16 protein-coding genes are annotated in these 17,543 nt (G+C 73.9%); 10 read left to right on the forward strand and 6 right to left on the reverse strand.

What is annotated here, in order from left to right; genetic code table 11:
• Positions 1–97: 97 nt before the first annotated feature.
• The gene (locus ACFWW8_RS07470) at positions 98–337 is read right to left on the reverse strand and encodes a hypothetical protein (RefSeq protein ID WP_386524899.1); all 240 of its coding nucleotides are present in this window, start codon (positions 335–337) and stop codon (positions 98–100) included.
• A gap of 114 nt (positions 338–451) precedes the next feature.
• Between ACFWW8_RS07470 and ACFWW8_RS07475 the strand changes: the two genes are divergently transcribed.
• A complete protein-coding gene (locus ACFWW8_RS07475) occupies positions 452–1,357 on the forward strand; it encodes an oxygenase MpaB family protein (RefSeq protein WP_386524901.1) in 906 nt (301 codons plus the stop codon).
• A 6-nt stretch (positions 1,358–1,363) separates the two neighbouring features.
• Here ACFWW8_RS07475 and ACFWW8_RS07480 read toward each other — a convergent pair whose 3' ends face one another.
• Positions 1,364–2,893, reverse strand: a complete 1,530-nt coding sequence (locus ACFWW8_RS07480) for a M1 family metallopeptidase (protein ID WP_386524904.1) — start codon at positions 2,891–2,893, stop codon at positions 1,364–1,366.
• 283 nt (positions 2,894–3,176) lie between these two features.
• On the opposite strand from ACFWW8_RS07480, the gene ACFWW8_RS07485 reads away from it, so the two are divergent.
• The 5 genes from ACFWW8_RS07485 to ACFWW8_RS07505 all read left to right on the forward strand — a co-directional run bounded on the left by ACFWW8_RS07485 (position 3,177) and on the right by ACFWW8_RS07505 (position 9,394).
• Positions 3,177–4,049 carry a hypothetical protein gene (locus ACFWW8_RS07485; RefSeq protein ID WP_386524907.1) on the forward strand — a complete coding sequence of 291 codons (873 nt, stop codon included), beginning with the start codon at positions 3,177–3,179 and terminating at the stop codon, positions 4,047–4,049.
• A gap of 103 nt (positions 4,050–4,152) precedes the next feature.
• Positions 4,153–6,636 (forward strand): Tex family protein, encoded by a 2,484-nt coding sequence (locus tag ACFWW8_RS07490; protein WP_386524910.1) that lies wholly within the window; start codon positions 4,153–4,155, stop codon positions 6,634–6,636.
• A 277-nt stretch (positions 6,637–6,913) separates the two neighbouring features.
• Positions 6,914–7,414: a hypothetical protein gene (locus ACFWW8_RS07495; RefSeq protein WP_386524912.1), complete on the forward strand. Its 501-nt coding sequence runs from the start codon at positions 6,914–6,916 to the stop codon at positions 7,412–7,414.
• Entirely contained in the window at positions 7,404–8,585 is a 1,182-nt protein-coding gene (locus ACFWW8_RS07500) for an MAB_1171c family putative transporter (protein WP_386524915.1), read from the forward strand. The genes ACFWW8_RS07495 and ACFWW8_RS07500 overlap by 11 nt, the downstream gene beginning before the upstream one ends.
• 29 nt (positions 8,586–8,614) lie before the next feature.
• A complete protein-coding gene (locus tag ACFWW8_RS07505; RefSeq protein ID WP_386524918.1) occupies positions 8,615–9,394 on the forward strand; it encodes an SDR family NAD(P)-dependent oxidoreductase in 780 nt (259 codons plus the stop codon).
• 34 nt (positions 9,395–9,428) lie between these two features.
• Here ACFWW8_RS07505 and ACFWW8_RS07510 read toward each other — a convergent pair whose 3' ends face one another.
• Entirely contained in the window at positions 9,429–11,066 is a 1,638-nt protein-coding gene (locus ACFWW8_RS07510; RefSeq protein WP_386524921.1) for an ABC-F family ATP-binding cassette domain-containing protein, read from the reverse strand.
• A gap of 364 nt (positions 11,067–11,430) precedes the next feature.
• Here ACFWW8_RS07510 and ACFWW8_RS07515 point away from each other — a divergent pair, with 364 nt between their 5' ends.
• Positions 11,431–12,390 (forward strand): GlxA family transcriptional regulator, encoded by a 960-nt coding sequence (locus ACFWW8_RS07515; RefSeq protein WP_386524924.1) that lies wholly within the window; start codon positions 11,431–11,433, stop codon positions 12,388–12,390.
• A 118-nt stretch (positions 12,391–12,508) separates the two neighbouring features.
• A complete protein-coding gene (locus tag ACFWW8_RS07520) occupies positions 12,509–13,135 on the forward strand; it encodes a DJ-1/PfpI family protein (protein WP_386524926.1) in 627 nt (208 codons plus the stop codon).
• On the opposite strand, the gene ACFWW8_RS07525 is transcribed toward ACFWW8_RS07520, so the two are convergent.
• Entirely contained in the window at positions 13,122–13,919 is a 798-nt protein-coding gene (locus ACFWW8_RS07525) for an enoyl-CoA hydratase/isomerase family protein (RefSeq protein WP_386524928.1), read from the reverse strand. The two genes, ACFWW8_RS07520 and ACFWW8_RS07525, sit on opposite strands and share 14 nt — an antisense overlap.
• 78 nt (positions 13,920–13,997) lie before the next feature.
• Here ACFWW8_RS07525 and ACFWW8_RS07530 point away from each other — a divergent pair, with 78 nt between their 5' ends.
• Positions 13,998–14,675 carry an HdeD family acid-resistance protein gene (locus ACFWW8_RS07530; RefSeq protein WP_386524930.1) on the forward strand — a complete coding sequence of 226 codons (678 nt, stop codon included), beginning with the start codon at positions 13,998–14,000 and terminating at the stop codon, positions 14,673–14,675.
• A gap of 94 nt (positions 14,676–14,769) precedes the next feature.
• A complete protein-coding gene (locus ACFWW8_RS07535) occupies positions 14,770–15,300 on the forward strand; it encodes an ATP-binding protein (protein ID WP_386524933.1) in 531 nt (176 codons plus the stop codon).
• A gap of 79 nt (positions 15,301–15,379) precedes the next feature.
• Here the strand turns inward: ACFWW8_RS07535 and idi are convergent, their stop codons facing one another.
• Together idi and ACFWW8_RS07545 are read right to left on the reverse strand one after the other, a co-directional pair.
• A complete protein-coding gene (gene idi / locus ACFWW8_RS07540; RefSeq protein ID WP_386524936.1) occupies positions 15,380–15,979 on the reverse strand; it encodes an isopentenyl-diphosphate Delta-isomerase in 600 nt (199 codons plus the stop codon).
• 134 nt (positions 15,980–16,113) lie between these two features.
• Positions 16,114–17,403 carry a GNAT family N-acetyltransferase gene (locus ACFWW8_RS07545; protein ID WP_386525115.1) on the reverse strand — a complete coding sequence of 430 codons (1,290 nt, stop codon included), beginning with the start codon at positions 17,401–17,403 and terminating at the stop codon, positions 16,114–16,116.
• Positions 17,404–17,543 lie beyond the last annotated feature (140 nt).

A 17,543-nucleotide genomic window follows, 5' to 3' on the forward strand; every position in this document is an offset into this window, starting at 1 on the left:
TCATCCAAGCAGCCACGGTTACTTCGGGGTAACACCCGTGACAAGACTTTCTGTCCGCAGCGCGACGACGTGGGGGCGCGGGCGGGACCGGAGCCGGTCACTCCTCGGCGGAGGTCCAGGTGAACGCCGTGAGGCCCCCCGTTCCGGCGGTACGGGCGGCCCCGGAGCCGCGGTCCGGCCGCAGCCGCCCCGGCCGCCGCAGCCGCCGCCGCAGCGCGAGGTGCAGTACCGCGAGGAGCGCCACGGCGACCGCGGCGACGGCGGCCAGCGTGATCGCCGCGACCGCCAGCACGTACGGGGCGAGGGTCTCCAGCCACGCGGAGGGGGACAGGTCCATCCCCGCAGGATGCACCGGCGGGGGCCCCGGCAGAAGCCCCGCGACCCCCGTCATACTGGGGAGAAAGGGGATCCGGAAGACACGGCCCGGGTCCAGACCCTGGGGGACGCACTCATGAGCACGACGGAACACCCCGCGAAGGGAACGCCGGGCAGGACGGCCACCCGCCACCGCGCCGACCCGGAGCCGCCGCCGCCCGGCGGCGTGCTGTGGACGATCGCCGGTGACGTCCGCACCCTGCTGATGCTCCCCGCCGCCTTCACCATGCAGGTCGCCCACCCCGCCATCGGCGCCGGCGTCGACCAGTACTCCGTCTTCCGCACCGACCCCTGGGGCCGCGGCGAGCGCTCCCTGCGCTCGGTCCAGCTGTGGGTGTACGGCGGGGAGGACGCCGCCGAGGAGGGGCGCCGGGTGCGCCGCCTGCACAAGGAGATCCAGGGCACCGACACCCGGGGGCGGCGCTACCACTCCCTCGACCCCGCCTGCTACGCCTGGGTGCACGCCAGCGGCTTCCCGGTCTACCTCTACGCGGGCCGCTACCTGCTGCGCCGCTTCACGCCCGCCCAGGAGCGGCAGCTCTACCGCGAGTGGCTCCAGGTGGGCCGCATCCTCGGGCTCCACGACCGGGACATGCCGCAGAGCATCGAGGAGTACTGGGTCTACTACCGTCGCATGCTGGCCGAGGAGATCGAGCCGACGAAGGTCGCCGGGGAGCTCGTCGCCACCGACGTGCCGCTGCCCCGCCCCGAGGGCGGCCCGCTGCCCGTACGGCTGCTGCTGCGGCTCACGTGGCCGGTGCTGCGGGCGGCGTTCCTGCGCCTGCGGGCCTTCGTCACCGTCGGGTACATGCCGCCCGACGCGCGCGCCGCGGTCGGCCTGGAGTGGACCCCGGCCCAGGAACGCCGCCTGCGGCGGTTCAGCACCGCCGTGCGGATCCTCGTACCGCTCCTGCCCGAGCGGCTGCGCTACCTGCCCGTCGCGCGGGCGGCGCGGGCCCGGTGGCACGCCGCCGCCCGCTGACGGACCTCAGTGACCGTGGTCGTGGACCGTGTTGGTCTCCGCGATCTTCTTCCATGACTTCGGCTCCACCCGCTCGGCCGGGGCGGCCGGGAGCGAGCGCGCCGAGGGGGACTGCGCGGCCTTGGCGGCGGCCGGGTTCAGGGCCGAGACGTCCGGCTTGCCCGGGGTGTAGAGCCAGGTCTCGAACAGCTGGGCCAGCGGCTTCTTCGAGATCTTCTCCGCGTACCGCACGAAGTCGCCGACCCTGGCATTGCCGTGCGCCCGCTCGGTCGGCCAGCCCGCCAGGATCTGGAAGAACCTCTCGTCGCCGACCTCGTTGCGCAGCGCCTGCACGGCGATGGCACCACGGTCGTACACGGCGCCGTGGAACTGGTTCTCCGGACCCGGGTCACCCGGCTTGACCTGCCAGAACGGGTCCTCGGCCGGGCGGAGGACGTACGCCCAGTCGGCGAGCTCCTGCGCGGTGCCCTCGCCCTCCTTCTCCGACCACAGCCACTGGCTGTAGCGGGCGAAGCCCTCGTTGATCCAGATGTCCTTCCAGCCCTCGACGGACACGCTGTCGCCGTACCACTGGTGGGCCAGCTCGTGCACGACCACCGAGACGTTCGCGCCGTTCTGGAACTGGCGCGGGCCGTAGAACGGACGGGTCTGGGTCTCCAGGGCGAAGCCGGCGGTCACGTTCGGGACGTAGCCGCCCAGTGCGTTGAAGGGGTACGGCCCGAACACCCCCTCCAGCCACTCCGCGACCTCGCCGGTGCGCTCCACGCTGGCGCGGGCGGCGCCCGCGTTGTCGCCGAGGTCCTTGCTGTAGGCGTTGAGGATCGGAAGTCCGCTCGCCGTCTTGTCGGTGGTGATGTCGAACTTGCCGACCGCGAGGGTGGCGAGGTACGTGGCCTGCGGCTTGTTGGAGCGCCAGTTGTACCGGGTCCAGCCCAGCCGCGAGGTCTGCGACTGGAGCACGCCGTTGCTGATGGCCTGGGTGCCGTCGGGGACGTTGACGGAGACGTCGAAGGTGGCCTTGTCGGTCGGGTGGTCGTTGCTCGGGAACCACCAGACCGCCGAGTCCGGCTCCTGCGCGGCCACGCCGCCGTCCGGCGTGCGCTGCCACGCCGACCAGCCGTCCACCGTGAACTCGGAGGGCTTTCCGGCGTACTTGACGACGACGCTGATCGAGGCGCCCCGTGCCAGCGGCTTCGCCGGGGTGACCTCCAGCTCGTGGTCGCCGGACGTGGCGAACTTCGCCTTCGTGCCGTTGACCCGGATCTCGCTGACCTTGAGGCCGAAGTCGAGGTTGAAGCGGGAGAGGTCCTGCTTCGTGGTGGCCAGGAGGGTGGCCGTGCCCTCCAGGAGGTCCGTCTTCGGCTGGTACTGCAGGCGCAGGTCGTAGTGCGACACGTCGTATCCGCCGTTGCCGCTGGCCGGGTAGTAGGGATCGCCGATACCCGGGGCGCCCGGACCGGAACTCGCCGCCGACGCCGGGATCACCAGCAGGAGGGAAGCGGCGAGCACGCTCGGGGCGATGACTTTGCGGTGCACGAAGGGCTCCAAGTGGTAGGGGAGACAGTGCGGTTCAAGGTCTCGTCGTTCGACCGTATTCACCCCTGGCGTCCCACGTCATGTCCATGGCCCCTGCATTCACACGATCGCCATTCGGCCGTCACGCCGGGGCCCGGCGGGCCGGTGGGGCGGGCTGCCGCGCCCGGACCCGGGCCGGAGAACGACCGGAAACGACCGTTCGCGCGGGGTGTCCCGGGCACCGGGGGCCTCACCTGCCCCGGCGGGCTACCCGACATACTGAGCAGTCGGTAACCTGGCCGCCATGACCGTTTCGACGCTTCCCCCGCTCGCCGCCCGGCACGCCTGGCACGGCGCGATCAACCCGCTGCACTCCACCGTGTACTTCTCCCCGGACACCACCAGGGAGTTCGCCGCCCTCGGGGTCAAGGACCCGGTCGCCGTCAACCTCGCCCACCGGTCCGCCGCCATGGGAGCCGTCGGGGCGGGCGCCGTGACCGCCGCGTTCTACAACTACCGCCACGACCTCGTCGCCCGGCACCTCCCCGCCGTGTGGGACACCGTCACGCCCGCCGAGGCCCTCGCCGCCCGACTGCGCGCCGCCGACACCACCCTGCGCCGCCTCCTCGGCGCCGAGACCGTCGAGTCGCCCGAGCTCGCCGAGGCCGCCGACCTCGCCCTGCGCGCCACCGAGGCCTGTACCCGGCACGGCCGCACCCTCTACTCCGCCCACGCAGACCTCCCGGTGCCCGCCGAGCCCCACCTGCGCCTGTGGCACGCCGCCACCCTGCTGCGCGAGCACCGCGGCGACGGCCACCTCACCGCCCTGCTCACCGCCGGCCTGGACCCGCTCGAAGCCCTGGTCAGCCACACCGCCACCGGCAAGGGCATGAGCCCGAAGTGGCTCAAGGCCATCCGCGGCTGGGAGCAGTCCGACCTGGACGCCGCGACCGACCGGCTGCGCCGGCGCGGGGTCCTCGACGCCGACGGCGCGCTCACCGCGGAGGGCGCCGCCGTGCGCGAGCGGCTGGAGGCCGAGACCGACCGGCTGGACGCCGCCCCGTACGAGCACCTCGGCGCGGCCGGCCTGGCCCGGCTGGCGGAACTCGGCGGCGGATTCGTCGTGCGCGCCGTCACCGCCGGGGCCTTCCCGGGGGACCTCCGCAGCAAGGCCTGACCCGTCCCGGGGCCGCCGTGTGGCGGGCTTACCCGCCCTTGCCGCGGCCACCTGCCACAATTGGCAGCCTTCCAGTGCAAACGAAGGCAGGCGGGACCCGATCGTGACGACGTCCATCGAATGCAGGATCGCCGACGAGCTCGGCGTGCGGGAACGGCAGGTCAAGGCCGCCGTAGAGCTGCTCGACGGCGGCTCCACCGTGCCGTTCATCGCGCGCTACCGCAAGGAAGCGACCGAGATGCTCGACGACGCTCAGCTGCGCACCCTCGAGGAGCGGCTGCGGTACCTGCGGGAACTGGAGGACCGGCGTGCCGCGATCCTGGACTCCGTACGGGAGCAGGGCAAGCTCGACGCCGACCTGGAGGCGCGGATCAACGCGGCCGACACAAAGGCCCGGCTGGAGGACATCTACCTGCCCTTCAAGCCCAAGCGGCGCACGAAGGCACAGATCGCCCGCGAGGCGGGCCTGGAGCCGCTCGCCGAGGGCCTGCTGGCCGACCCGTCGGTCGAACCGGCCGTCGCCGCGGCCGCGTTCGTCGACGGGGACAAGGGGGTCGCCGACGCGGCGGCCGCCCTGGACGGCGCCCGCGCCATCCTCACCGAGAAGTTCGCCGAGGACGCCGACCTGATCGGCGAGCTGCGCGAGCGCATGTGGGGCCGCGGGCGGCTCGCCGCGAAGGTCCGTGAGGGCAAGGAGGAGGCGGGCGCGAAGTTCGCCGACTACTTCGACTTCGCCGAGCCGTTCACCGCGCTGCCCTCCCACCGGGTGCTCGCCATGCTGCGCGGCGAGAAGGAGGACGTCCTCGTCCTCGACCTGGAGCCGGAGGCCCCCGAGGACGCGGACACCCCCGGCCCCTCCACGTACGAGGGCATGATCGCCCGCCGCGCCGGGGTCAACGACCGCGGACGGCCGGCCGACAAGTGGCTGGCCGACACCGTCCGCTGGGCCTGGCGCACGAAGATCCAGGTGCACCTCGGCATCGACCTGCGCACGCGCCTGCGCCAGGCCGCGGAGGACGAGGCCGTACGGGTCTTCGCCGCCAACCTGCGCGATCTGCTGCTCGCGGCGCCCGCCGGCACCCGCGCCACGCTCGGCCTGGACCCGGGCTTCCGGACCGGCGTCAAGGTCGCGGTCGTGGACGCCACCGGCAAGGTCGTCGCCACGGAGGTGATCTACCCGCACGTTCCCGCCAACAAGTGGGACGAGTCCCTCGCCAAGCTGGCCCGCCTCGCCGAGGAGCACGCGGTCGAGCTGGTCGCCATCGGCAACGGCACCGCCTCTCGCGAGACCGACAAGCTGGCCGCGGACCTCATCGCCCGCCACCCCGAGCTCCGGCTCACCAAGGTGATGGTCTCGGAGGCGGGCGCCTCCGTGTACTCGGCCTCGGCCTTCGCCTCGCAGGAACTCCCCGACATGGACGTGTCGTTGCGCGGAGCCGTCTCCATCGCCCGCCGGCTCCAGGACCCGCTCGCCGAGCTCGTGAAGATCGACCCGAAGTCGATCGGCGTCGGCCAGTACCAGCACGACCTGGCCGAGGTGAAGCTCTCGCGCTCGCTCGACACGGTCGTCGAGGACTGCGTGAACGGCGTCGGCGTGGACGTCAACACGGCCTCCGCGCCCCTGCTCTCCCGCGTGTCGGGCATCAGCGGCGGGCTCGCCGAGAACATCGTCGCCCACCGCGACGCCAACGGCCCCTTCCGCAGCCGCAAGGGGCTCAAGGACGTCGCACGCCTCGGCCCCAAGGCGTACGAGCAGTGCGCGGGCTTCCTGCGGATCCGCGACGGAGACGACCCGCTGGACTCCTCGGCCGTGCACCCCGAGGCCTACCCGGTGGTCCGGGCCATGGGCAAGACGGCGGGCGGCGAGGTGGCGGCCCTGATCGGCAACACCGACGTTCTGCGCTCCCTGCGGCCGGAGCAGTTCGTCACCGAGGCCTTCGGCCTGCCCACGGTCACGGACATCCTGCGCGAGCTGGAGAAGCCGGGCCGGGACCCACGCCCCGCCTTCAAGACGGCCACCTTCAAGGAGGGCGTGGAGAAGATCGGCGACCTGGCCCCCGGGATGATCCTGGAAGGCGTGGTCACCAACGTGGCCGCTTTCGGCGCCTTCATCGACATCGGCGTCCACCAGGACGGCCTGGCGCACGTCTCGGCCCTGTCGAAGACCTTCGTCAAGGACCCGCGCGACGTGGTCAAGCCCGGCGACATCGTCCGCGTCAAGGTCATGGAGGTCGACATCCCGCGCAAGCGGATCTCGCTCACCCTGCGCATCGACGACGAGCCCGGCGCGGAGCGTTCCCCCGGCGCGCCCCGCCAGCGCGAGGAGCGGCGGGGCGGAGGCCGGCCCCCGCAGCAGCGCGGCCAGAGCGGCGGCCAGGGCCAGCGCGGCCAGGTACCGGCCGGCCAGGGCCAGCGGGTCCAGGGCGGCCAGGGCGGCCAGGGCCAGCGGGGCCAGGGCCAAGGCCAGGGTCAGCGCGGCCAGGGCCAGCGCCCCGGCGCCGCCGCCCCGGCTCCGGCGAACAGCGCCATGGCCGACGCCCTGCGCCGCGCGGGCCTCACCGGCCCCGAGGAGCGCCGCAAGCGGTAGCCGCGGCGGCCGCGCCGTGCCGTTGAAGCCACCCCGGCGCCCGCGGCACCCGTACGGAATGGCCGAATAGCCTCCCCGCGGGCTCCGGCGCCTTGCCAACGTCCGCACAAGATCTGTAGGCATGGTGGAACGCCCGTTCGTCACCCGGCGAACGGGCTTCCGCGTTTCCCCCCTCAGGACCGTTTCCCCCGAGGCCGCCTTGAAGGCACAGGACGCCATGCCCCTGCCCGCACACGCCTACCGACGCTGCCCGAGAAAGGGTCCGAAGAGGGATCACATGCCCCACCGGCAACTCAGCCTGCGCAAGAGGTGCGAGAACATTCTCGGCCATCTGGATCTCACCCGTCCGTTCTCCCTCGACGCGCTCTGCGACCGGATCGCCGAGCAGCGCGGCCGCCCCATCCGGCTCCACCCGCTGCCCAGGGAAGCCGCGGAGTCCGGGGTCTGCGGGCTCTGGGTGGGCACCGCGAGCATCGACTACGTCTTCTACGAGGCGCAGACCACCCCGCTGCACCGGGAGCACATCGTCCTCCACGAGCTCGGCCACATCCTCTTCGGCCACCACTCGCTGGAAGGGGAGGAAGCCCACGGCGGCGCCCCCACCGTGCTGGGACGCACCAACTACACCACCCGCCAGGAGCAGGAGGCGGAGATGCTCGCCAGCATGATCCGCATCCGTACGGTGCACGCGGGCCCCCCGTCGGCGGCCCGGCCCGGGGGCATCCTCGCCCGGCTGGAGTCCGCCATGGGGTACGAGCGGGGGAACGATGGCAGCTGACCTGACCGCCTTCGGCGACTGGCTCGCCGTCCCGAGCGTCGTCTGCCTCTGGATCGCCGTCCTGCTGCGCGCGCCGGGCGCCCTGCGCTCCCCGCACCAGCGCGGCCTGTGGCTCGCCGTCGCCACCGCCGCCGCCGCGATGACCCTGAACCTCCCCGCCGTCGTCGCCTACGCGATGGCCCGCGACCCGGGCTACGCGCACACCATCGGCCTCGTCCGCAACCTCATCGGAGTGCTGTCCGCCGGCGCCGTGCTCTACTTCGTCGCCGCCACCACCCGCGGCCGCCGGCTCCAACTCGCCTCCGGCGCCGCCACGGTCGCCTGGCTGGCCGCGCTCGTCACCCTGGACGCCGCCGCGCCCGGACACGGCACGCACACCATGCCGCCGGTCGGCGAGCCGGTGCCCTCTCTGGCGTACTGGCTGGTCCTGATCTCCGCGCACGTGATCGCCAACACCGTCTGCGTCGCCCTGTGCTGGCGCTACAGCCGCCGCACCGAGAGCCGCGGACTGGCCGCCGGGCTGCGGCTGTTCGGCCTCGGCACGGCCCTCGCCGGACTGTTCTGGCTGGCGTACCTGCTCAAGGCCCTGACCGGCAGCACCTGGGCGATGCCCGCGCTGCCGCTGCTGATGAACCTGCACGGCCTGCTGCGCGCCGCCGCGATCCTGGTGCCGACCCTGTTCACCTTCCGGCGCACCGCCGCCGACGTCGTCACCGCCTGGCGGCTGTGGCCGCTCTGGCGCGACCTGGTCCAGGCCGTCCCGCACGTGGCGCTCAACAAGCCGCGGGCCGGCCGGGTCGTCGAGCTGCTGTGGCCGCCCGTCCCGCGCAACCTGCTCGTCTACCGCAAGGTCATCGAGACCCGCGACGCGATCCTGATCCTGGGGGAGCACGTCGCCCCGGGCGCCCTGGAACGCGCCCGCACCCACGTCGCCGGAGCCGGGGTTCCCGAGCAGCGCCGCACCGCGGCCGCGCTGGCCCGCGTCCTGCGAGAGGCCCGCCGGGCCAAACTGGCCGGACTGCCCGGGCAGAGCGCGGAGGCGGCCGCGCTGGAACTGCCCGCGGCGATCCAGACCTCCGAGGAGGGCGGGGACCTGGAGGACGAGGCCCGGTTCCTCGTCGACGTGGCCCGGGCGTACGCCTCGCCGGCCACCACCGCCGCCACCCCGTGAACCGCACCACCGCGAGGAAGTGACACCCCTTGACCACCGTACTGATCACCGGTGCCAGCGCCGGCCTGGGCGAGGCCTTCGCCCGCGGCTTCGCCGCCAAGGGCTGCGGCCTGGTGCTCGTGGCCCGCGACAAGGAGCGGCTGGACGCCGTCGCCGAGCGGCTCGGCCGCGCGTACGGCGTGACCGCCGAGGTCCTGCCCGCCGACCTGCTGACGGAGCGGGGCCTGGCCGCGGTCGCGGAGCGGCTCGCCGACCGGGCGGCGCCCGTGGACGTCCTCGTCAACAACGCCGGCTTCGGGCTGCCGGCGCCCTTCCCGTACAGCCCGGTCGAGGACGAGGAGCGGATGCTCGACCTGCTGGTCAGGGTCCCGCTGCGGCTCACCCACGCGGCCGCGCCCGGCCTGCGCGAGCGGCGCCGGGGAGCGGTGCTGAACGTGTCCTCGGTGGCGGGCCTGCTGCCGACCGGGACGTACGGCGCGGCCAAGGCGTGGGTCACCGCGTTCAGCGAGTCGCTCCGGGTGGACATGGAGCCGTACGGGGTCCGGGTCCTGGCGGTGGTACCCGGCTTCACCCGCACCGAGTTCCAGGCGCGGGCCGGGATGGACGTCAGCGCCCTGAGCGACGCCGTCTGGCTGGAGCCGGACGCCGTCGTGGCCAAGGCCCTGAAGGACCTCGCCCGGCGCCGCCCGCTCAGCATCACCGGCCGCCGCTACCAGGCGTACGCGCTCGCCGCCCGCCACCTCCCGCGCGGCTTCGTCGCCCGGAGGATGGCCCGTACGCGGCGGCCCCCGGCGGACGCCGCGCACTGACGGGTGCCGTGGCGGCGCCGCGCCCGCGCCGCGGCTACAACTCGGTGACCTTGCCGTCCGCGACGCGCAGGCGGCGGGTCACCTGGACCGCGTCCAGCATGCGGCGGTCGTGCGTGACCAGGAGCAGCGTGCCCTCGTAGGCCTCCAGGGCGGCTTCCAACTGCTCGATCGCCGGGAGGTCCAGGTGGTTCGTGGGCTCGTCGAGGACCAGCAGGTTGACCCCGCGGCCCTGGAGCAGCGCGAGCGCCGCCCGGGTGCGCTCGCCCGGCGAGAGGGTGGCCGCCGGACGCAGCACGTGGGTCGCCTTCAGCCCGAACTTGGCCAGCAGGGTGCGCACTTCGGCGGGCTCGGTATCCGGTACCGCCGCGCAGAACGCCTCCAGCAGCGGCTCGCCGCCGAGGAACAGCCCGCGGGCCTGGTCGACCTCGCCGACCAGGACGCCGGAGCCGAGCGTCGCCGCACCCGAGTCCGGCGCCAGCCGGCCCAGCAGGACGGCGAGGAGCGTGGACTTGCCCGCGCCGTTGGCCCCGGTGATCGCCACCCGGTCCGCCCAGTCGATCTGCAGGCTGGCCGGCCCGAAGGTGAAGTCCCCGCGCGTGACGGCCGCCTCGCGCAGGGTGGCCACCACCGAGCCGGAGCGGGGGGCCGTCGCGATCTCCATGCGCAGCTCCCACTCCTTGCGCGGTTCCTCGACGACGTCGAGGCGCTCGATCGCGCGCTGCGTCTGGCGGGCCTTCGCGGCCTGCTTCTCGCTGGACTCGCCGCGGAGGTTCTTGCCGATCTTGTCGTTGTCGCTCGCCTTGCGGCGGGCGTTGCGCACGCCCTTGTCCATCCAGTTGCGCTGCATCTGGGCCCGGCCCTCCAGGGCCGACTTCTTGCCCGCGTACTCCTCGAACTCCTCGCGGGCGTGGCCGCGGGCCCGCTCGCGCTCCTCCAGGTAGGAGTCGTACCCGCCGCCGTACAGGTTGATCTCCTGCTGGGCCAGGTCGAGTTCGAGGACCTTGGTGACGGTCCGCGCCAGGAACTCACGGTCGTGGCTGATGACGACCGTGCCGGCGCGCAGCCCCTTCACGAACCGCTCCAGCCGCTCCAGGCCGTCCAGGTCCAGGTCGTTCGTCGGCTCGTCCAGCAGGAACACGTCGTACCGGGACAGCAGCAGCGAGGCGAGGCCCGCCCGGGCCGCCTGCCCGCCGGAGAGCGCCGTCATCGGCAGGTCCAGGCCGACCGCCAGCCCGAGGTCGTCCGCGACCTCCTGGGCCCGCTCGTCGAGGTCGGCGCCGCCCAGGTTCAGCCACTGGTCCAGCGCCGTCGCGTACGCGTCGTCCGCGCCCGGGGTGCCGTCCACCAGGCCCTGCGTCGCCTCGTCCAGCTCCGCCTGCGCCGTCGCCACACCCGTGCGCCGGGCCAGGAACTCCCGTACGGACTCCTCGGGCCGGCGCTCCGGCTCCTGCGGGAGGTGGCCCACGGCGGCGCTCGGCGGGGAGAGGCGCAGCTCACCGGTCTCGGGAACGTCCAGCCCGGCGAGCATCCGCAGCAGGGTCGACTTCCCGGCGCCGTTGACGCCGACGAGGCCGATGACGTCGCCGGGCGCGACGACGAGGTCGAGATCGGCGAAGAGGGTGCGCTCACCGTGCGCAGCGGTGAGCTTCTTGGCGACGAGGGTTGCAGTCATGATCTGCCGATCCTATCCGGGCCCGGAGCTCGGGCCCCGACCAGTCGCAGGCCCGCCCACGGGGCGGCCACGGCGCCGACGAGGGCGGCCGGAGTGGTGACCGGGCCGGGGCGGGTGAACTCCCCGAGGGACACCCGGTCGCCGTGCGCGTGCAGGATCCGCCGCCCCGGCAGGATGGCCGGCGAACCGGCAGGATGGCCGGCGAACCGGCGTGGGTCGGGTCCGGGCCGATGTCCGCGCCGACCAGCACGGCCGGCCCCGGCCCGGGCCCGGCGGGTTCGCCCCGGGGGCCGGCCGGCCGCAGGGCAGGAAAGGTGGGACGCCCGTCATTGCGGCCACCCGTCGGGCGTCACACCATGGGTGCATGCCGCTGCGAAACGTGCTCGCCGTCCTCTACGACGGGGTGCAGAGCCTGGACGTCACCGGACCGGTCGAGGTGTTCGACGCCGTGTCCCGCTTCCCCGGTCTGACCGGCTACACGATCCGGACGGTGTCCCCGGGCGGCGCCCCGGTCCGTACGGGCAGCGGGCTGACCCTGCTGCCCGACGGGGACCTGGAGAGCGCCCGGCCGGGGCCCGGCACCACGCTGCTGGTTCCCGGCGGCCGGTACACGGCCGACTTCGAACCGAGGCTCATCGACTGGCTCCGTGCCCGGGCCGACCGCGCGGAGCGGCTGGTGTCGGTGTGCACGGGCGGGCTGCTGCTGGCCGAGGCCGGGCTGCTCGACGGGCGCCGGGCCACCACTCACTGGAACGCCTGCGAGCAGATGGCACGCGACTACCCGGCCGTCACCGTCGAGCCCGACCCCATCTACGTGCGGGACGGGCCCGTGGCCACCTCGGCCGGGATCACCGCCGGGATCGACCTGGCCCTGGCGCTCGTCGAGGAGGACCACGGCCGGGACGTGGCGCTCACGATCGCCCGCCACCTGGTGGTGTTCCTGCGCAGGCCGGGCAGCCAGGCCCAGTTCAGTGCGCAGCTGGCGGCCCAGACGGCACGGCGCGAGCCGCTGCGCGACGTACAGCACTGGATCACCGAGCACCCCGGCGGCGACCTGAGCGTCGAGGCCCTGGCCCTGCGGGCCCGCCTCTCGCCGCGCCACTTCGCCCGGGCCTTCCGGGCGGAGACGGGGGTGACGCCGGGGCGGTACGTGGAGCGGGTGCGCGTGGAGCACGCGCGCAGGCTCCTGGAGGAGGGCGGCGAGGGCATCGCGCAGATCTCCCGGGCCTGCGGGTACGGGACGCCGGAGGCGCTGCGGCGGGCCTTCGTGAAGACCCTGGGTCAGCCCCCGGCCGAATACCGCCGCCGCTTCGGCACCCCGTGACGGCCCGATCCCCGTACAGGGGGCGCCCGGCCCCCTGCCGTACCGGCCGCTCGACGGCCCCGGTGCGCGACGATCCGACCGCCCGAATTCCCGACCGCCCCACCGCTCCGGAGGAGCCATGCAGATCGCCGTACTGCTCTACGACCGCTTCACCGCCCTCGACGCCATCGGCCCCTTCGACACCCTCGGCCGGCTTCCCGGCGCCGAGACCGTGTTCGTCGCCGAGCGCCCCGGTCCGGTCCGCACCGACAGCGGAGCGCTCGCGCTCGTCGCCGACAAGGCGCTCGGGGAGGTGACGCGGCCCGACATCGTGATCGTGCCCGGCGGGCCGCACCCGGAGGCGGAGATGGAGAACCCCGCCGTCCTCGACTGGCTGCGGGCCGTCGACGCGACGACCACCTGGACCACGTCCGTCTGCACCGGCTCGCTGCTGCTCGCCGCGGCCGGGCTGCTCGACGGGCGCCGGTCGGCCGGGCACTGGCTGTACCTGGACCGGCTGCCCCGCTTCGGGGCCGAGCCCACGGGGGAGCGGGTGGTGTTCGACGGGAAGTACGTCACCGCCGCCGGGGTGTCCTCCGGGATCGACATGGGGCTGACCCTGCTCGGCAAAATCGCCGGTGACGAGGTCGCCCAGACCGTCCAGCTGATGACCGAGTACGACCCGCAGCCGCCCTACGACGCGGGTTCGCCGGACAAGGCCCCGGCCGAGCTCGTCGCGCGCCTGCGGGGGCTCAGCCCGCAGTAGCGCCCGCGTCCGGCGTCCACGTGAAGACGGGCGGACGGCGGGAGAGGAACGCGGAGACGCCCTCCGCGGTGTCGTCGCTCCCGGCCGCCTGGCCCGCCCAGTACGCGTCCCGGTCCGTGCGCCCGTCCGCGAACTCCTTGGCCGCCGCCTGCGTCAGCTGCGAGCGCGAGACCAGGATCCGGGTGAACTCCGCGATCCGCTCGTCCAGCTGCCCGGGCGGCAGCAGCTCGTTGAGGAAGCCGGCGCGCAACGCCGTCTCCGCGTCGACCAACTCCGCCGAGAAGAGGAGGTACTTGGCCCACGCGGGACCCACCACCGACGCGAGGCGCCGGGTGGAGGAGGCCGGGTAGACGATGCCCAGCTTCGCCGGGGTCACCCCGAACGACGCACCCTCCTCCGCGAACCGCAGGTCACAGGCGGCGGCGAGCTGGCCACCCCCGCCCACGCAGAATCCGCGGACCGCCGCGAGCGTCGGCTTCGGGAAGGCGGCCAGGGCCTCCTCCGCCGCCACGGCCAGGGCCTGCGGGTCGTCGTCCCCGGTCAGGGAGGAGATGTCCGCCCCCGCGCAGAAGGTCGGGCCGTCCCCGGTCAGGACGAGCGCCCGCACGGCGGGGTCGGCCGCGAAGCCGTCCAGCAGCGGGGGGAGCGCCCGCCACATGGCGGCCGTCATGGCGTTGCGCTTGGCGGGGTGCGAGATGACGAGGGTGGCGACTCCGCCGGCGACCGAGTGCCGGAGGGCCGCACCGGGCACTGGGTCCGGGGCTGCGTCCGGGGCTGCGTCCATGCGCCGGATGCTATCCCGGGCGCCCGCTCCTATGATCAGGGGAGTCCGTCCCGGGGGGTGCGAGGAGGTGGCACGCTCATGGGCGCAGACCGTACCGAGGCGACGGGCCGGGAGCCCCAGCAGGAGAAGAAGAAGCTGGGCCGCGGCTTCGGACTGCTGACCGCGCTCGGGGTGATCCTCGTCCTGGCGGGTCTGGTCGGTCTCGTCTACACCGGCGTGGCCACGCTGACCTCGATGTTCCTCTTCGGATGGCTGCTGCTCATCGGCGGCGCGGTGGGGCTGCTGCAGGCCGTGCAGTCGCGCCGGAGCAACTACTTCTGGCTCGCCGTCATCGTCGCGGCGATCAACATCGCGGCCGGCTTCGTGATCCTGCGCCGCCCCGAGGCGAGCGCCGAGGCGCTCACCATGTTCGCCGCGCTGCTCTTCCTCACCGGCGGGGTGTTCCGCCTGGTCGGCTCGCTGGTGGTGCGCGGCAGCAACTTCGGGCTCGCGCTCGTCCAGGGCGCCTTCGGGGTCCTGCTGGGCGTTCTGATCCTGTTCAACTGGCCGGGCAACAGCCTGTACGTGATCGGAACCTTCTTTTCCCTCGCCCTGCTGTTCGACGGTCTGAGCCTCGTGGCGCTGGGCATGGGGGCCCGGCGCATCCTGGGGTTGGTCAGGGAGGACGAGGTGTCGCCGGAGGCGGGGGCGGTGGGCGGGACCCGCGGGGCGGCCGAGAAACGACCGACAGCAGATCAGGAACAGCCGAACAACTGACTCCGTCATACGCCGACGGTCAGAAAGCGTCTTAATGACGCTGACTTATGGTCAGCCGTCCGGTCCGGACCGGACTGGTCCCCACTCTTGACGCGTGGAGACGATCGAGCGTGAAGACGGGGGACGGAACATGGACGACAGCGGGAGCGTCCCGCCGGCCGGGGAGGGGGAGCCGGAGGGCGCGGCCGACCCCCTCGCGTACGAGGGAGTGTGGCGATTCACCGCTCCCGCGGTAGAAGAATCCGTTCCGCAGGCGCGCCGCGCGGTCCGCGAGCTCCTCGGCCGGCAGGGGGTGCCGGTCCAGCAGGACCTGGTGTACTCCCTGCTGCTGATCGTCTCCGAACTGGTGACGAACTCGGTCCGGCACGCCGCCCTGCTCTCGCCGGAGGTCGCGGTCGAGGTGGCGATCGGCCGGGAATGGGTACGGGTGGCCGTCGAGGACAACCACCCGTACCGCCCCAAGGCCCTGGAAGCCGATTTCGGCCAGACCGGGGGGCGGGGCCTGCTCCTGGTGCGGGAGATCACGCTGGAAGCCGGCGGGGTCTGCGACGTCGAGCACACCTCGACCGGCGGCAAGGTCATCTGGGCGGCGCTGCCGCTGGCCGCCGTGGCCCCGGCGGGCTGATCCGCCGAGGCAGAGGCAGAGGCCGATGCAGAGACCGATGCGAGGTCGAAGCGGAGGCCGGGGCCTGCCGGCCCGCGGCCTACCAGCCCGCGGCGTCCCCGGTCAGTTCGCGGATGGCCGGCCGCGCCGCGTCGAGCACGGTCATGAACCAGGCGGAGAACGGAGCGTCGGCGTGGCGCTTCACCAGCTCGGCGGCGGTGACGAACGCGGTGTCGCCGACCTCCTCCGGGTCCGGCCGCGGCGCCGACTGCGCCAGTCCCACGAACAGGTGGTTGAACTCCTGCTCCACCAGGCCCGACGCGGGGTCCGGGTGGTTGTAGCGCACGGTGCCCGCCTCGGCGAGCAGCGACGGGGACAGCCCCAGCTCCTCGTGGGTCCGCCGGGCGGCCGCCGCGAACGGCGACTCCCCGGGGTAGGGGTGACCGCAGCAGGTGTTCGACCAGACGCCGGGCGAGTGGTACTTGCCGAGGGCCCGCCGCTGGAGCAGCAGGCGGCCCTGCTCGTCGAAGAGGAACACTGAGAACGCACGGTGCAGCAGGCCGGGAGCCTGGTGGGCGGACAGTTTCTCCGCCGTGCCGATGGTGTTGCCGGCCTCGTCGACCAGTTCGAGCATGATCGGTTCTTGAGTACCGGTGCCGTTGGACGCGCTGTTCGCGGCGGTGGCTGGTGTGGTCGGCATACCCATCCTTCGCTTCGGACTCCGGCCTTCAGTCTGCCGTACAAAAGCGGCTTGTCCCCACTTCGGAGATCCACGCATGTCCGCCCCTCCCCGCGTGGTACGACGGGGAGGGGCGGACGTCCGCGTCCGGTACGTCAGACCCCGAACGGGGCCCGATAGCTGATCGTTCCCGCCGGCACCGGAACGGAATCGTCCAGTACCAGGGCCATCAGCGCCTCGTCGGGCACCTCGAACGGCGCCCGGATCCCGAAGCGCGACGCCGGCACGAAACCGAAGCGCGGGTAGTACTCCGGGTGCCCCAGGACGAGGACCAGCGACTCCCCGCGCTCCCTGGCCGCCGCGAGCACGGCCCGTACGACCGAGCTGCCCGCGCCCGAACGCTGGACCGCCGGGTCCGCCGCCACCGGCGCGAGCGCCAGCGCACGCGCGCCGTCGACCTCGCAGGCGGTCAGCAGGGCGTGCGCCGCCACCGACCCGTCGGGGGCCTCGGCCACGTACGACAGCCCGGGGACCCAGGAGCCGTCCGCGCGCAGCGCGTCCACGAGGTCGGCTTCGAGCGGGGTGTCGAACGCCGCCATGTGGACCGCCCGCACGGCGGGCGCGTCGGCCGCGGTCTCCGGGCGGGCGGGCCAGGCGGGTCCGTCCCCGGCGGTCACCGGGCGCAGGACGTACCCGGTGTAGCCGTACTCGTGCCCGTAACGGGCCCGGGCGTCGAGTTCGGCGCGGCTGGCGGCCAGCGCGGCGTCCCCGGCGGGGGAGACCCCGCCGGGGAGGGTGCGGACCCGCGCCGCGAGCGGACCGTAGTACTCGTCCCAGTCGGAGTCGGGCAGCCGGTGCACGCCGAGCACCCGGTACCCGGCGGCCTGGGCGGCCGCGAGGTCGCGCGCGGTGGTGCGCAGCGCGCACCGGGGGTCCCAGAAGGCGCGCGCGCCCGGGGACGGCTCCGCGACGGTCCACTCGCACTCGGTCAGCACGAGGGCGCCGCCGGGGGCGAGCAGCCGCTTCCACCGCGCGAGCGCGGCGTCGAAGCCGATGATGTAGGCGGAGCCCTCCGCCCAGACGAGGTCGAAGGAACCGTCCTCGAAGGGGAGCGCGGCCATGTCCGCACGGACGGTGCGGACGCGGTCGGCGAGCCCGCGGGCCGCGGCGGCCGTACGGAGCTCGTCGAGGAACCCCTCGTGCAGGTCGACGGCGGTCACCCCGGCGCCGTGCCCGCCCGCCTCGGCGGCGAGCAGCAGGGCGCTGCGGCCCGGACCGCAGCCCAGGTCGAGGACGCGCGGCCGCTCGGGCAGCGGTCCGCACAGGGACAGCAGGTGCCGGGTGGACGCGTCGGAACCGGGGGCCTGCCGGGGCAGACCGGCGTGCAGGGTGAGGAACGCCTCGAAGAAAGCGGCGCCGGAGACGGCGGACCCGGATTCCGGCAGGCCCGAGCCGGACGAGGTGTCGGAGGAGCTGGAGCGGGTGTTGTCGGTGTCGGTCAACGTGAACCCTTGAACGGGGGCTCCGGCCGACGGGACCGATCGGTCAGTACGTGATCAGGCCCGGCCGGATGCCCGGAAGGAAC

This window comes from Streptomyces sp. NPDC058701, from assembly GCF_042715295.1.
Taxonomy (GTDB): domain Bacteria; phylum Actinomycetota; class Actinomycetes; order Streptomycetales; family Streptomycetaceae; genus Streptomyces.